General features: G+C 52.1%; 16 protein-coding genes. 3 read left to right on the plus strand and 13 right to left on the minus strand.

The window, feature by feature from the left end:
• Positions 1 to 21: 21 nt before the first annotated feature.
• The 3 genes from JSQ80_RS01120 to JSQ80_RS01130 all read left to right on the plus strand — a co-directional run bounded on the left by JSQ80_RS01120 (position 22) and on the right by JSQ80_RS01130 (position 2490).
• Positions 22 to 1014 (plus strand): ABC transporter ATP-binding protein, encoded by a 993-nt coding sequence (locus JSQ80_RS01120; protein ID WP_206094021.1) that lies wholly within the window; start codon positions 22 to 24, stop codon positions 1012 to 1014.
• Positions 1011 to 1970: an ABC transporter ATP-binding protein gene (locus tag JSQ80_RS01125; protein ID WP_206094022.1), complete on the plus strand. Its 960-nt coding sequence runs from the start codon at positions 1011 to 1013 to the stop codon at positions 1968 to 1970. The genes JSQ80_RS01120 and JSQ80_RS01125 overlap by 4 nt, the downstream gene beginning before the upstream one ends.
• Positions 1971 to 2214: 244 nt before the next feature.
• Positions 2215 to 2490: a hypothetical protein gene (locus JSQ80_RS01130; RefSeq protein WP_206094023.1), complete on the plus strand. Its 276-nt coding sequence runs from the start codon at positions 2215 to 2217 to the stop codon at positions 2488 to 2490.
• 204 nt (positions 2491 to 2694) lie between these two features.
• Here the strand turns inward: JSQ80_RS01130 and JSQ80_RS01135 are convergent, their stop codons facing one another.
• The 13 genes from JSQ80_RS01135 to JSQ80_RS01195 form a co-directional block, all read right to left on the minus strand.
• Complete coding sequence (locus JSQ80_RS01135; RefSeq protein ID WP_206094024.1) at positions 2695 to 3765, minus strand: acyl-CoA dehydrogenase family protein; 1071 nt, start codon at positions 3763 to 3765, stop codon at positions 2695 to 2697.
• A gap of 110 nt (positions 3766 to 3875) precedes the next feature.
• Positions 3876 to 4469: a GNAT family N-acetyltransferase gene (locus JSQ80_RS01140; protein WP_418888859.1), complete on the minus strand. Its 594-nt coding sequence runs from the start codon at positions 4467 to 4469 to the stop codon at positions 3876 to 3878.
• On the minus strand, positions 4441 to 4728 hold the full coding sequence (locus JSQ80_RS01145; protein ID WP_206094025.1) for a hypothetical protein: 288 nt from the start codon (positions 4726 to 4728) through the stop codon (positions 4441 to 4443). Before JSQ80_RS01145 ends, JSQ80_RS01140 begins: the two co-directional genes overlap by 29 nt.
• Positions 4729 to 4776: 48 nt before the next feature.
• Positions 4777 to 5589, minus strand: coding sequence for a class I SAM-dependent methyltransferase (locus JSQ80_RS01150; RefSeq protein WP_206094026.1), 813 nt, complete (start codon positions 5587 to 5589; stop codon positions 4777 to 4779).
• A gap of 47 nt (positions 5590 to 5636) precedes the next feature.
• Complete coding sequence (locus tag JSQ80_RS01155; protein ID WP_206094027.1) at positions 5637 to 6491, minus strand: class I SAM-dependent methyltransferase; 855 nt, start codon at positions 6489 to 6491, stop codon at positions 5637 to 5639.
• A 148-nt stretch (positions 6492 to 6639) separates the two neighbouring features.
• The gene (locus tag JSQ80_RS01160) at positions 6640 to 7155 is read right to left on the minus strand and encodes a GNAT family N-acetyltransferase (RefSeq protein WP_206094028.1); all 516 of its coding nucleotides are present in this window, start codon (positions 7153 to 7155) and stop codon (positions 6640 to 6642) included.
• Positions 7156 to 7204: 49 nt separating this feature from the next.
• Positions 7205 to 7459, minus strand: a complete 255-nt coding sequence (locus JSQ80_RS01165) for a DUF2164 domain-containing protein (protein WP_206094029.1) — start codon at positions 7457 to 7459, stop codon at positions 7205 to 7207.
• Positions 7460 to 7636: 177 nt separating this feature from the next.
• Complete coding sequence (locus JSQ80_RS01170; RefSeq protein ID WP_336245695.1) at positions 7637 to 7870, minus strand: N-acetyltransferase; 234 nt, start codon at positions 7868 to 7870, stop codon at positions 7637 to 7639.
• Positions 7871 to 8019: 149 nt separating this feature from the next.
• Positions 8020 to 8571, minus strand: a complete 552-nt coding sequence (locus JSQ80_RS01175; RefSeq protein ID WP_206094031.1) for a hypothetical protein — start codon at positions 8569 to 8571, stop codon at positions 8020 to 8022.
• Between the two features lie 145 nt (positions 8572 to 8716).
• Positions 8717 to 9268 carry a DUF402 domain-containing protein gene (locus JSQ80_RS01180; protein ID WP_206094032.1) on the minus strand — a complete coding sequence of 184 codons (552 nt, stop codon included), beginning with the start codon at positions 9266 to 9268 and terminating at the stop codon, positions 8717 to 8719.
• Between the two features lie 179 nt (positions 9269 to 9447).
• Positions 9448 to 10248, minus strand: a complete 801-nt coding sequence (locus JSQ80_RS01185; RefSeq protein ID WP_206094033.1) for a hypothetical protein — start codon at positions 10246 to 10248, stop codon at positions 9448 to 9450.
• A gap of 60 nt (positions 10249 to 10308) precedes the next feature.
• On the minus strand, positions 10309 to 11061 hold the full coding sequence (locus JSQ80_RS01190) for a vWA domain-containing protein (protein ID WP_087433610.1): 753 nt from the start codon (positions 11059 to 11061) through the stop codon (positions 10309 to 10311).
• Positions 11062 to 11098: 37 nt separating this feature from the next.
• A complete protein-coding gene (locus tag JSQ80_RS01195; RefSeq protein ID WP_206094034.1) occupies positions 11099 to 13027 on the minus strand; it encodes a serine/threonine-protein kinase in 1929 nt (642 codons plus the stop codon).
• Positions 13028 to 13033: the final 6 nt, after the last annotated feature.

Raw genomic sequence — 13033 nt, forward strand, 5'->3', positions numbered from 1 at the left:
ACGGCGAGGAGGAAGACAGGAATGCAACCGATATTGGAAGTAAACGACCTGCACGTCTCATTCCACGTTCGCGCAGGTGAGGTTCAGGCACTTCGAGGAGTCCAGTTCCATGTCAATGCAGGAGAAGCGGTAGCTATCGTAGGAGAGTCGGGCTGCGGCAAGAGCGTCACCGCCCAGTCGATTATGCGTCTGCTTCCGAGCCCGCCCAGCCGGGTAAAGCATGGCGAAATTCGTTTTAAAGGCAAAGACCTGCTCAAAATAAAAGAGCGCGAAATGCAATCCATTCGCGGTAAAGATATCGGCATGATCTTCCAAGATCCGATGACGTCGCTGAATCCGACGATGACCATCGGCCGGCAAATCACCGAAGTGTTAATCAAGCATCAGAAATTAAGCTCTGCTCAGGCAAAAAAACGGGCAGTCGAGATGCTCTCTTTGGTGGGCATCCCGAATCCCGCTTCAAGGTTCGCTCAATATCCGCATGAATTTTCCGGCGGAATGAGACAACGGGCCATGATTGCCATCGCGCTCGCCTGCAGGCCTTCGCTCCTCATTGCGGATGAGCCGACGACAGCGCTCGATGTGACGATCCAAGCGCAAATATTGCGTGTCATGAAAAATTTGCAACAAGAATTCGGCACCTCAATCATACTGATTACGCATGACCTTGGTATCGTTGCCGACCTATGCGACCGCGTTATCGTCATGTACGCGGGCAAAATAGTCGAGACCGGAACGAAATGGGAAATCTTCAAAAACCCGCAGCATCCTTATACGAAAGGGCTGCTTCGTTCGCTCCCGCGGCTCGATCAGAAGAAGAGCGAACCGCTCATCCCGATTTACGGAACGCCGCCCGATCTGTTGAAGCCGCCTGCAGGCTGCGGATTTTGCGCTCGTTGCGATGAAGCGATGCGCATTTGCATCACGCACGAACCCGATGCCACAAGCGTAAGCGCCACGCACCGGGCGAACTGCTGGCTTCTTCATCCGATGGCGAAGGAGGTGGCGCAATGAGCGGCGAAACGCTATTGGAAGTCAATTCGTTGCGCAAGTTTTTCAATCTTGGACACGGCAACATCTTAAAAGCGGTAAATGACGTCAGCTTTACGATTCGGCGCGGCGAAACGTTAGGCATGGTAGGTGAATCCGGTTGCGGCAAGTCAACCGCAGGCCGCACGATTTTGCGCCTGTATGAGCCGACGCAAGGACAAGTCAAGTATAACGGCACCAACATATATGGAATCAAGCGCGGGCGAATGAAGGCGTTGCGGCGCGAGATGCAAATGATCTTTCAAGACCCGTATGCCTCGTTGAATCCGCGCATGACGATAACCGATATTATCGGCGAGGCGCTGGATATTCATGGTCTTGCCGGCAGCCGTTCGGCCCGCAAGAAGCGGGTCGAGGATCTGCTCGATCTGGTCGGGCTCAACCCGGATCATGCCACGCGCTACCCGCACGAGTTCTCGGGCGGACAGCGCCAACGTATCGGAATTGCGCGCGCGCTTGCCGTCGACCCGAAATTCATCATTTGTGATGAGCCGATTTCAGCGCTTGACGTGTCCATCCAAGCGCAGATCGTCAACCTGCTCCAAGACTTGCAGAAGCGGTTCGGGCTTACCTACTTGTTCATCGCCCACGACCTGTCCATGGTGAAGCATATTAGTGATCGGGTGGCCGTCATGTATTTAGGGAAAATGGTTGAGCTGTCTGACAGCGAGAGCATTTATGCGGAGCCGCTTCACCCGTATACCCGCGCGCTCATGTCTGCCATTCCGGTGCCAGACCCGGAAATTGAAGCGCAGAAAGAACGAATCGTGCTTACCGGCGAGCTGCCCAGCCCAATTCACCCGCCAAGCGGCTGCTACTTCCGTACGCGCTGTCCGCTTGCTTCGGAACAATGCGCGCAATCAGAACCGCCGTTCCGCGAAGCGAAGCCGGGCCACTTCGTGGCTTGTCATCTCGTCTAGTTGCAAAGCCAAAGGCAGAGACACCTGCGCCCCTATGAGGGGCTGCAAAGTACTCTGCCTTCCGTATGCCTGATACATTTTTCACCTTATCGACCAGCTATTGCCCATTGTTTCACATTGAAATGCCCTTTTGCATTCCATCAGTTGCCGCTTTTGATAGATATTCGACAATTTCAATCTGTCGGACAAGCTGCCAAGTACTTCTCTCCATCCTCCCTTTTGTTCAGAAGAGGCATCCCTCTGTATGGATGAAGCTAACTTTGCTGCGCCTGTCTCAAGTAACATTGCTTCTCAGGCAATGCAGCAACCATCACCGTTAGATGGCACGGCCGAGTTCCTGAGACATACAGAAACATGCAGCCTGTTCGAAACCGTTCCTTCCCACTGGGTGCAGACAGGAGTGGAACCGGCGAAGTGTAAAAGCGCATTTGTTTTTGCGAAAGACCGCCCTTTTAGGTGCTTGAACTGCAAATATGCAGTACAAAACAAGAAAATTTCCATTATTTATGTGATTATATGAAAATGAACTGCACGTTTGCAGTCAGCGTGACGAAAAAAGCAAAAAGGGACTTCTAAAATGTATACTTGCAGTTGGAGCTGCACTCTCCCGCTATTTTATCAACCGTCCGAACAACTATTAGGATTTCAGGTAAATGATGTTCAATAATCATCAACCTTCTAATGGTTGTCCAAAGACCGCCATTCTACCATGCCCTTGCATGCGCTATTCAAATGCAACGAGCAGCGAATGATGACATACCGTATGCAGGTCCCTAAAAATTTGATTTAATGCCGTATCCTCCATCACCGCATGAATGCCCATATAAGGGAAGATGGAATCCGCGCATGATAGAGCTGCGCTGCCGGTCTGCTTGCACTGGCGCGATACCCGCATGCTCTCTTCTTCTGAGAGGGGTTGGCCGTTCACATGCCGTGCCCACGATTCCTCAATGACATCGTAGAATTGCTTCACCGAATGGGCAAGCAGCGCATCCATCTTATCGATTTTCCCTCGAACCGCTGCATAGCGATTTACAGTCGAGCTCTCCCATGCTTCCTTATTCCGTTCCAGAATGAGCCTTGCTTCATCCAAAAAGTGTCGGCTAACCCCGATGCTTACAGCCGCAAACGAAGCTTCGGCAAACGGCAGAAACGGATACGTATACACAGGATCGGCATAGACGTCTGCCGGTTGGCTAATATCGAAGGTCATCTCCTCGGGAACGAATAGCTCGTTCACGGCGATGGAATGGCTTTCCGTCGCCTTCAAGCCAAAGGCTTTCCAATCTTTTATAATCTCGATTTGATCCGGCCAAAAAATAAAGGAGCGAATTTGCGGTGTCGCGCTGCTGTCCCCCGTATCTACGATACAATTGGCCGTAAAGACCGTCGCATGCGTGGAGCCGCTGCAAAATTTCCATCGTCCGCTTACTGTATACCCGCCTTCCACTTGCTTCGCTGTTCCAGAAGGATGTCCCGAGCCAGCAACGACCGCTTGCGGACTGGCGAATACTGCCCGCGCTACCGAAGGCGCTACGAACGGCGCAAAAAATCCGCCGCCCGATCCGATTGTAATCAGCCAACCGAAGCTGCCATTAATCCAAGATGCATGTTCAAACCACTTCAGCGCCTCCGGCAAAGGCGTCATAAGTCCGTCAAGCTGCCGTGGAACAAACAGCTTGAATAAGCCCCGCTCGTAAATCCAATTCAAAAACTGCTGCGGCAGCTTGCCCTTCGTCTCCATCTCGAGGGCTTGACTGCGTATCTCCTCAATCTCTTCTGCAGTAAAAGTCATCTTCATCCATCTCCAATCTCTGCCACATGCGAAAAAGGATTGGTCTCTCCGCAATAACATAGAAAGAACGCAATCCAAATCTCCAAAACTACTATTTATTATAATATAAGTTATAGCTGAAGGCGCAATCGAATCATATCCCGGCACGGAATACCGTTTTCCTCAATCGGCTCCTCGTAATGAATCGTGAAGAAATCGGAATCTACGCCGCAAATGCGAAACCCGCACTTCTGATATAGGGCCAACTGGTCCAGACTGGAATTGCCCGTGCCCACTTCAAGCACGTCATATCCGAGCTCCTTCGCCGCATGTACCGCATGCATGACGAGCCGTTTGCCATAGCCACGGCCTTGCCACGCTTCGGCCACCGCCACGTTCACCAGCTCAAGCGTGTGCGGCCGCGTCGGCAGCAGCAGCATGGCTCCCATCGTTGTTCCTTCCTTTTCGATAATGAAGCCATGGCTTCGATCCAGATAGCTGTATACCGCTGCTTCTTCGGGATCTGCAAGCAGCAGAAGCTCCATCGGAATGTCGCGGTTGTTTTCGATTGCTGTAATTTGTACTGACATCATTTCATTTCTCCTCTCGAACGAAGCAGAGCGCCACGGCTCCCTCGTTCGGTTCATTTGAAGCGGTGTTGAACAACGGTCTGCTTGAACGCTTGCTTCATGGGATTCAAGCTGTCCGGATGCCTTCTTCGACATATGTGCCGTGCTCCAAATAATGCTTGTAAATATGAAAAAATACGCGCATGCCGGCAAAGAAGTTCTCATCGTGCGGACATTTTTGAATTAAATAAACGGCATCTTCTATCGCGGGGCTTTCCCCTCGTGCCAACATGGCATGGTGCTGCTCAAAGTCCACTTCGAACAAACCGCCCATGTCGCCGAGCGTCTGGCCGTAGGCATACAACGCGCTTGAACCGTCCATTTCTTGCAGTCTGTAGCATAATGCAGTTGCCATTTGAATCACCTGCTCGTTAGATTATCATGTCATCGTCATCATTTCGAGTCATGTCGCATGAAGCGGCGCTTCTTTGCTGGCAACAATATAGAAGCGGTGGCATGTCGCATCGAAAAATCCTTGACGAGTCACACGTTTATGCAATTGTCCCAACGGTTCCCTATAAGCCGTTACCGAAAAATCCGGGATTTGCCAAGGGATGGCCTTCAAATAAAATACGATCGCTCCCACATCAAAAAATCGGGTAAACGTCCGTTCTTCATCCTGCTTCAGCACCGCGAAGCCGGCTTCTTCAAGCTGACCGGCGGCAGCCGCACAATTCCAATCGGCGTATTCGAACGGGGGAACGCACATGGCCTCGTTCATTTCCTTATCGTTGTCCCCTCCGACTTGCTGCGTCAGAAAGATGCCGCCCGGCTTCAAGATCCGCCACAGTTCAAGCGCGGAAAAGGATTCGTGCCGGTTCACCACCAGATCGAACTGGGCATCGGCAAAGGGCAGCCGTTCATCGTCGTCATACGGCAACACCTGTACCCCAAGCGGCTCCAAACGTCTTTTCGCAACGGCTACATTAGGCGGATAGCCTTCGGTTGCGCACGTATGTACGGGCAGCGGCTGCATGGAGGCGAGGAATTCTCCGCCTCCCGTTCCCATGTCGAGCATCGCCTGGCTTCTGCGCATCAGCCTCTCGGCCATGCCGGCATAGTTCCACCGGACCGGACACTCTTGCATCCTTCCTTTTTGCGTCAAGCAGGAAAAATCCCAGCCGGAGAATGTCTGTTCCTCATTTTCAAGAATATGTTCAAAGGAAGGCTCGTTGAGCCACTGCACAACATCACGGCTTGCGGCTGCATATCCCATACTTATGCCTCCTTCTATTCATCGGAAATGAAATACAAATACGATATTTACCGTTTGACCCCTGCCGCAATCATATGCGGGCTCATCCCCATTATGCTGTTCTCTGCTTCAACCTGCCGGCTTAATTGGATTAACCGGTTGCGGCTGGATTCCTCAGACCACTTCTCCTCGAAGGTCGGAATAATCCAGACTGGGCCCTCCACTGCCAGCGTTCGCAAATGCTCCAGCCCCGCTGCTTCCATTTCTTCTTGCAATTCGTTCGGCAAATGAAAGTAGGATCGCCCAATCCCCCCCGGATACATGTCTGGACATACCTGCTGGCCTTCGCTTATTTCACGTTCGATCATGAACATGAACTCATCCTCGTTAATAAGCTGAGTATCTTCGCCATTATCTTTGCCGTACACAGACAAACCGTAGAGCATCGAACCATACCGTGACATGGCTGCTGCAATCAGGATGCCTCCGTCCTTGAGCAGGCGCTGCGCCTCCGCAAGCGCCGCGATGCGGTCCTCCCGTTCGGTCAAATGATACAGCGGCCCCATTAGAAGCACGACATCGGCAGACTTGTCCGCTCTCGCAATCTGGCGCGTATCGGTGGCTTCAATGCTGTAGATGGGATGAGCAAGCTGCTCATTAAGCTCGGCTGCCTTTGCTGTCGAGCTGGAAGCCGGCTTGAACATATGCACCTCGTGTCCTTGCTCAGCAAGCCAACCGGAATAGGCCCCGGCTTCACCCCCGATATTATAGATGACGAGTCCGCTTCCAGTGATGTAACGGGAAATAATTTCTTTGGAACGTTCAAACTCAAGCTTTGCAATACCGCGTGAGAACCTCTTCTTTTCCGGGTCTTGATTGTTGTATGACATAATGTGGTCCATCTCTTTTACACGGTTATCCATTAATGATCACCACCACGCAAGGAAGCTTCTCCATAATAACCCGTTCCTTCCGCGTATCCTTTCTTCACCGGATGATGTCCATTCCCTGGTGACGCTTACATGTGTGATAGGGCTTGAACGATGCTGCAAGTCCGGTTCGAGCCGCTTTTTATATTGTTTTCAAATCATTCCATTGCAAAACGATTTCCGTATGGCGCTCTCCGCCGATTGCAATCTCCGTATTACCGATGGCTTCCGCACCAATGCGGCGGTAGAAATGGAGTGCTCCGTTTCCTTCCAACACCCATACAAGCATGCTCGTGAACCCGCTCTCAAGCATGCGCCTGGCAAACGCCTGCACCAATTTTCTTCCAAAACCTTGCCCCTGCGCCTGCTCCAATAAATATAGGGCATACAGCTCCGCTCGGCCGGGATATTCCGCGCTGCGGCTTGGTCCGCCCATGGCAAACCCGACCACCTGCCCGTTCGGGTCTTCCAGGATCAAAAGACATTTGTCCGCAGTCAGTTGTTCCATGGTTTGCGTCCACATTTGCTTCCGTGATTCAATGGACAGGCCGCTTAAAAATTCATCGGACACAAGACCATGATAGGTCGTACGCCAGCTTTCCACATGCACACGGGCAATATTTGCGGCATCTTTCGCTTCGGCATCGCGAATCATCATCGCAGCCTCTCCTTCCGTTCCGTCCACACCGCACAGAGTGGATCTATCGTTATCCCCTGTCATGCAGCGGCCTATGCAGCGCATACAGGTCATCTTCCAAGTTCATCATCCGCTCGGTTATCAGCTTTCTTGCGTCTTCCAGCGCTTGGTTATACATGTATGGCCCTAACAGCGCCATCATATCATCGACAGTCTCTTCGGCCGCAATGTCGCCCATCGCTTCGCCGCGTTCATGTTCAAAATAACGCTTCATCTGCTCCGTCAGTTGTTTTTTTTGTTCTCTAGGCAGTTTAATCGGAATCAAGACAAGATTCCTCCTTCTCGGGGTGATGATTCCACTATAGTCTATCATATAGATGCGTATTTCTGTGAGAAAATAACCGTGCGTGCCAAACATAGCTATCAGGCTTTAATCTTTTTAGAGAGAGAACTGTGCATCGTACAGCTTGGACTCGGCCTGCTCTTTTCCAATCGTGTTTGCTCATTGCCCTACGGTCGTTAATTTCATATTTTCTTTCAAAATGAGACGATTAACAATCGCATCCATATCCGGTTCCGGTACCGATGCAACGTCCAATACCGATTCAAATAGATGACGGTCGGCAGCATAACCTAGTTTTTCGGCAAAACGAAGCGCATGCGGGTCGTTATCTCTGACTTCCACATTCAGCTTTGTTGCTCCAGCTTCTTCCGCCCAAGCTAGCAAGACGTTCATAGTCCTGCGGCAAATTCAGTCTGCGCAACGAAGTTAAGCATGCTGTTCCTCTTTTCTAAGTTAAGATGTTCACTTTGCCAGTTGCTTGGCCCGCCAACCGGCACATGAACCTTTCCCAAGTGTTCTGTGTCATGACCTTCCGTCTTGCGCTATTCCCCATTCCCGTTCTTCCTTCGTATCGCGGTCAGATAAATGATTCCAACAGCAACAGCCCCTATGAACAGGAGAGCGGAGTACGGGGAGTTGACATTCCTTCCCGTGCCGAGCAATCGAATATCTTCCGCTGCAGCTTCGAGCGGCGCGGTACGAGTGCATAGATGCGCTATGTATTTCCCATCGGAGTGATAATCATAGACCAGATACTGTTTTCCGGTTTCAAATTCGTATCCGCAGCTTGCGGAGGACAGCGCGGTGACGACCTTTGCATTGGATGCAACATTGCCTTTCCATACGCGTTTCACTTGAAAAGAAACTTTCACAGGATCCGCGGTAGAAAAAATCATTGTGGTCAAGCTTTGACTCACATCGGTAACCTTGCCAGCGAACACGGCCGCAGCCTCTCGCTTGGCATCCTCCACACTTGGGATCGCCGCGCATGAGCATGCGGAGACAGGAGCCGCCGACAGACACGAAATCCCGAACATGACGACGGTCATCATTATAATATAGGCGAACGGCAAGCTAGTCGGGGCACGCTTCAACGAATATCCCTCCCGGATTATTGCCTATGATAACCTGTACGTAGAATAGCAGGAAAATGTTTCATATCGTTCAATTGCCACAGATGAATATAGAAATGAAGCCGCATCAGCGACAAAAAACAGATGGAGAAAGCGGGGGCATTAGTTACCCTTCCTGGGGAGAACGAAGACGGGGCTTCATCATGCGGAAATAATCCATCCCGTTAAGGATGACTGGATGTTCCTTCACATGGGAAATGAAACGGCTGGCCTCGGATACGGACAGCTCATATTGCGATTTCGTAATTCGTCCCCATTCGAGAGCCTCTTCCAATTCATCCTCATCCAGCAAGAACACATGTCCGGACGGCAGCAGCACCACATCCAAATACAAGTCATCATAATACGGAATCCCGCGTTCATCCACATCGACCTGTTCGCATATATCGATATACCATTGCACGATTTCTTCCCGATCATTGATCATGGTCGTGACCGAATAATGGGCGTTCAGGGGAAAATGCTGCATCCAATAATATCCTGCGTTCACGAGATGTATCTTCGTTCCTTCCATTTCCTTCACAAGCGGCGCCCGCACGGAGTTGAATTTAATAAGAGAGACATAGCCGGTGAAATGGGTGTCCTCAATATAGGTCAATGCAAAGTCTTTAGACAATATACGTTTCCAGTCAGCGCGATCTGCATATTTTCTTTTCATACGGCCAGCCCTTCCTTACGCTCTATTCAGTCATTGCTGCGAGAATGTTGCAATCTCTGAAAATTGTTTCAAACCAATTAATTCCTTTCTATTATAGCGCTTTTTTCGGTAAAAATCCGCAAAAAAAGAACATCCTCACAGATGTTCCGAGCAATGGGGAGCCAAGCCCAGCCGAGCTGCTACCATTGTATCTCAATAAAGGAAGCATCGTCGGCTAGCACGCCTTCTTGCGGCTGATCCAGCATCCGCTGCAGTTGCTTGTCGGACAGCCGTTCGCCATAGGCATCCAGCTCACGAAGCCCGTCCGTATACGACAAGAGCCTGTAGCGATGGGAAGCCGAATGTTGGCAATTCATCTGAAACACATGAGGGCGGCCGCCGATGGGACCGTATAGAGTCGACCATCTCTCGCTGGTTCGGCACTTATCCGCGAACGGCTGACGATATTCCGATTCGTTGTGCCACAAGCGCAGACGACAGTCGCCCTGCCATGCCAGCCACAGCCGTCCTTTGCGGAACCGTCTGCTCCGGTCGATGCCGTCGATGCGACCGCACACGAACATCGCTTCGCTTCCCCTGCGTTTCTTATCCTCCAGCACCTCGCGCAGGAGCCGCGGCGCCCCTGCCGGAACGGCCAGTTGTTCAACCTCTTTCGTCGCTGGTCCCGTAAGCGCCCATACATATTCATGAAACAGCGGTTCTTTCAATACATCTTGATTGACAAGCCAATCCAGCAGCCGTTCGCCCAGAAAGCGCGCAGCGAAGTCCCCTTGATAACTCATGCTGACACCGTCACACAGGACAAAGCTGAGTGTGTCGCCCCGCACGTGCAAGGCAATGTAATCCTGGCTGTTGTCCTGCAGCCGCGCCGTCTCCTCCGCACGCGCGAAGGCATGCCGGCAGCGGAACGTCCTCTCGATTATCGTCACCGGCTGCTCCGCTTGCTGGGAGCAAACGTAGCGGTATTCCGTCTGCTTCACACAATGTCCCCCTGCCTTCCCCTGATGTTCGTAACGTAAATAAAGCGCGGCTCGCCTTCCTTATCGAACAGGCGTAGCGGCAGACATCTGGAACCCGATGGATACCAGCTCCGGGCAGCTTCCAGGGAGCATCATGCATGCCCCTGGCGCTAAATGATAGTCTGCTTCCACAAGCATCTCGCGATAGCTCTCCGGCAGGATGGATGACATGCTCCGCAATTTGATTGCATGCTCATCCTTGAGCGCAGTATGTGCCAATATTCCTTTCCAGCGGCGGGGTTCGGCAATGGGCGCCTCAAGTGTATGGTCTGAAATAAATATATTTTCCACCAGCACATTGCCGTCAGGAACGCTCATCTGCATAATCCGCTTCGCTACGGGCTCAGGATCGTCACCGGTTGCCACGCCATCGGTCATATGGCAGACGAGCGGCGCAGGGCAATCCTGCATATGCGGCAGCTCCGCCTCCAATATTTTCTCGGCTTGCTGGAACGCCTTGGCGGAATCCGAGAATCGGACCGGAGTCAAGTCCGGCAATGAGCCGAGACTTGCGATCTCGTCAATGCCCTTGATTCCGTTCAGCAGATCGTATACCTCGTCGCTGTACGCCAATATGGCAATGCGATAACGCGGCGTCAGGCGATTCCCCTTCGTAGAACGAAATACCATCTGACGAATGGCCAAGGAGAGCGCGTCGTACACGATATCGATACGGCGCCTGTTCTCCATCAACATATTCATGGAGGCGCTGATGTCAATTAAATAGATAATAAGCGCAGGCGTTCTCTGCGATGCTTGAATCGTGTAGTTCATCCGTCCGTTTCACCTCTGCTACTCATATCGTCAGCCGTCAAATGTCCGGCAACGCATGCTTCGTATTGCTTAAAAATTTATAAATATGATCTGCCCGCTGGCCTACCTTCCCGACTTTCTTGAAATAATCCGGATCCTTCTCATACCGTTTGACGAACTCAAGTGCATTCGTTTTTGCATTTTTCATATTTTCCTGTGCGATTGAATTGTACGTCTTGTTGTATGAAGCGATGAGCAAAACGACATCCTGGCTGCGAATCTTTCTCAGCTCGGCCGCTTCCTTCTGCTTCCTCTGGCGCTCCAGTTCCTGCTGACGGCGCAGCCGCTCATCCCGTTCCTTTTTCCACTGCAAATATTGCTCGTACTTTGCTTGCGCATCATACTTTTGCTGCAATTTCTTATGCTCGGCTTCCTTTTTCTTCTGCTCCTCTTGCTTCTGCTTTTCTGCCGCAAGACGCTGCTGCTCGGCTTCCTTCCGCTTGAGCTCCTCTTGCTTCTTCTCTTCTTCCTGCTTCAACCGTTCTTCTTCCGCCTTCTTCCTGGCAGCTTCCTCTTCACGCTGCTGCGCTTGCAGGCGCTCGGCTTCCTCCTGCTCCGCCGCAGGCTGCGAATCAGCCTGCAGCATGCTGACGATGAACGGGCTCGCCCCGAGCAGCAGCACGGCGAGGGCGCACGCAAGCAGAATGACGGCGCGCTTGCGGAGCTTCGGCTTGTTCGTATGCTCCGGATCTGCGGCAGCGGCCAGCTTCTGCTCCAATCCGCTGATTGCCGCGGCAAGCTCGACTTCAAGCGGACTGCCATGCGGAACAAAATGATGCGCGGAACGGTATACTTCTAACGCGCCTTGCAGTTGGTCCTTCCGTTCCAATTCCCGCGCTTGATTGAACAAGCGGTGGACCACGTTCGGGTCGGAGGCAGACGCCGCAGCGGCTGACGCGCCGCTGTCCTGTGCCGGGGATTGCTCCCCTGCCTCCGCTTGCATTGCTGCCTCCGCCCCGCCTGCATTTGCAGCTCCGACCGCAATCGGTTCCTCATCCTCCACCCCGGACAAGACGATGAGCCACTCTCCAAAAGTCGGGCAACTGCTCAAGTCGTGACTTTCCCAAGCGCGAACGAATAGTTCGGCCACTTTGGAACCCCAGCTTTCGTTGAGCGATCGCTTCATTACACCGTACCGTTCACATACCGTTTGCATTTCATGCTGATCAAAGTAGCTTTCGCCCCAAGCGCGCTGCACCAACTTCGGGTCGGACCAGCCGAGCATCTCCGCAAGGATAACCGCGCCTGCGAACCGATCCGCATAGGCGCTCCACAATCCGCTATGTATCGTGCGATGCGCCGCATATCCCGGAGAACCCGCAAGCAGAACGTCCGGGCGGTCCATTTTCGGACTGTACAGCTGTTCTACATCGACCAGTTCGATAGGTGAAGACTCTGACGTCCGTTTAACTTCCGAAAAAAACGGAAGCAGTAAATTCGGCGCGGACAAATCGCAATGTGCCAGACCCTTTTGCTCCATGCCCGAACAAATCCGAGCGAGGGATCTGGCAAGATGCAGACTGTCTTTGCGGGTTAGCACGCGTTGATCCGCAACGATATCCAGCCAAGTGGGACCGTGTACCCAAGGCATCAGCACCGCGTAAAGCAAATCCGTATGCGCTTGAATGATTCCTCCGTTTTTTTCGGGGGTCAATACGATGCGTTTACACACCTTAAGCCCTTGCAACCCGCTGTAGGCCTCCAATTGCTCCGACTGATACACCATTGCAGGAATCCGATACTTCGGAAAAAATACCTTAAGCGCCTTGGCATCAAGCACATCGCCGTGCTTCGGAAAGAGCTGATACACCATTCCTTGCCTTCCCGCCTGCGCATAAGCCAGACCAGGAGCGGCTGGATGCTCGCCGACTCGATATTCGGTTTCGTTAATGATGTATGTCTCTCCTGGATTCGGCTGAAACGCCATTTATTA

This window comes from Paenibacillus apiarius, assembly GCF_017052585.1.
GTDB lineage: Bacteria > Bacillota > Bacilli > Paenibacillales > Paenibacillaceae > Paenibacillus_B > Paenibacillus_B apiarius.

Excerpts from the sequence above, each read along its gene's own strand:
- JSQ80_RS01130 (WP_206094023.1), top strand. The coding sequence starts at position 2,215 with ATGGATGAAGCTAACTTTGCTGCGCCTGTCTCAAGTAACATTGCTTCT.
- JSQ80_RS01140 (WP_418888859.1), bottom strand. The coding sequence starts at position 4,469 with ATGTCGAAGAAGGCATCCGGACAGCTTGAATCCCATGAAGCAAGCGTT.
- JSQ80_RS01180 (WP_206094032.1), bottom strand. The coding sequence starts at position 9,268 with ATGAAAAGAAAATATGCAGATCGCGCTGACTGGAAACGTATATTGTCT.
- JSQ80_RS01135 (WP_206094024.1), bottom strand. The coding sequence starts at position 3,765 with ATGACTTTTACTGCAGAAGAGATTGAGGAGATACGCAGTCAAGCCCTC.
- JSQ80_RS01125 (WP_206094022.1), top strand. The coding sequence starts at position 1,011 with ATGAGCGGCGAAACGCTATTGGAAGTCAATTCGTTGCGCAAGTTTTTC.
- JSQ80_RS01150 (WP_206094026.1), bottom strand. The coding sequence starts at position 5,589 with ATGGGATATGCAGCCGCAAGCCGTGATGTTGTGCAGTGGCTCAACGAG.
- JSQ80_RS01195 (WP_206094034.1), bottom strand. The coding sequence starts at position 13,027 with ATGGCGTTTCAGCCGAATCCAGGAGAGACATACATCATTAACGAAACC.
- JSQ80_RS01155 (WP_206094027.1), bottom strand. The coding sequence starts at position 6,491 with ATGGATAACCGTGTAAAAGAGATGGACCACATTATGTCATACAACAAT.
- JSQ80_RS01170 (WP_336245695.1), bottom strand. The coding sequence starts at position 7,870 with ATGAACGTCTTGCTAGCTTGGGCGGAAGAAGCTGGAGCAACAAAGCTG.
- JSQ80_RS01190 (WP_087433610.1), bottom strand. The coding sequence starts at position 11,061 with ATGAACTACACGATTCAAGCATCGCAGAGAACGCCTGCGCTTATTATC.
- JSQ80_RS01160 (WP_206094028.1), bottom strand. The coding sequence starts at position 7,155 with ATGATGATTCGCGATGCCGAAGCGAAAGATGCCGCAAATATTGCCCGT.
- JSQ80_RS01145 (WP_206094025.1), bottom strand. The coding sequence starts at position 4,728 with ATGGCAACTGCATTATGCTACAGACTGCAAGAAATGGACGGTTCAAGC.
- JSQ80_RS01120 (WP_206094021.1), top strand. The coding sequence starts at position 22 with ATGCAACCGATATTGGAAGTAAACGACCTGCACGTCTCATTCCACGTT.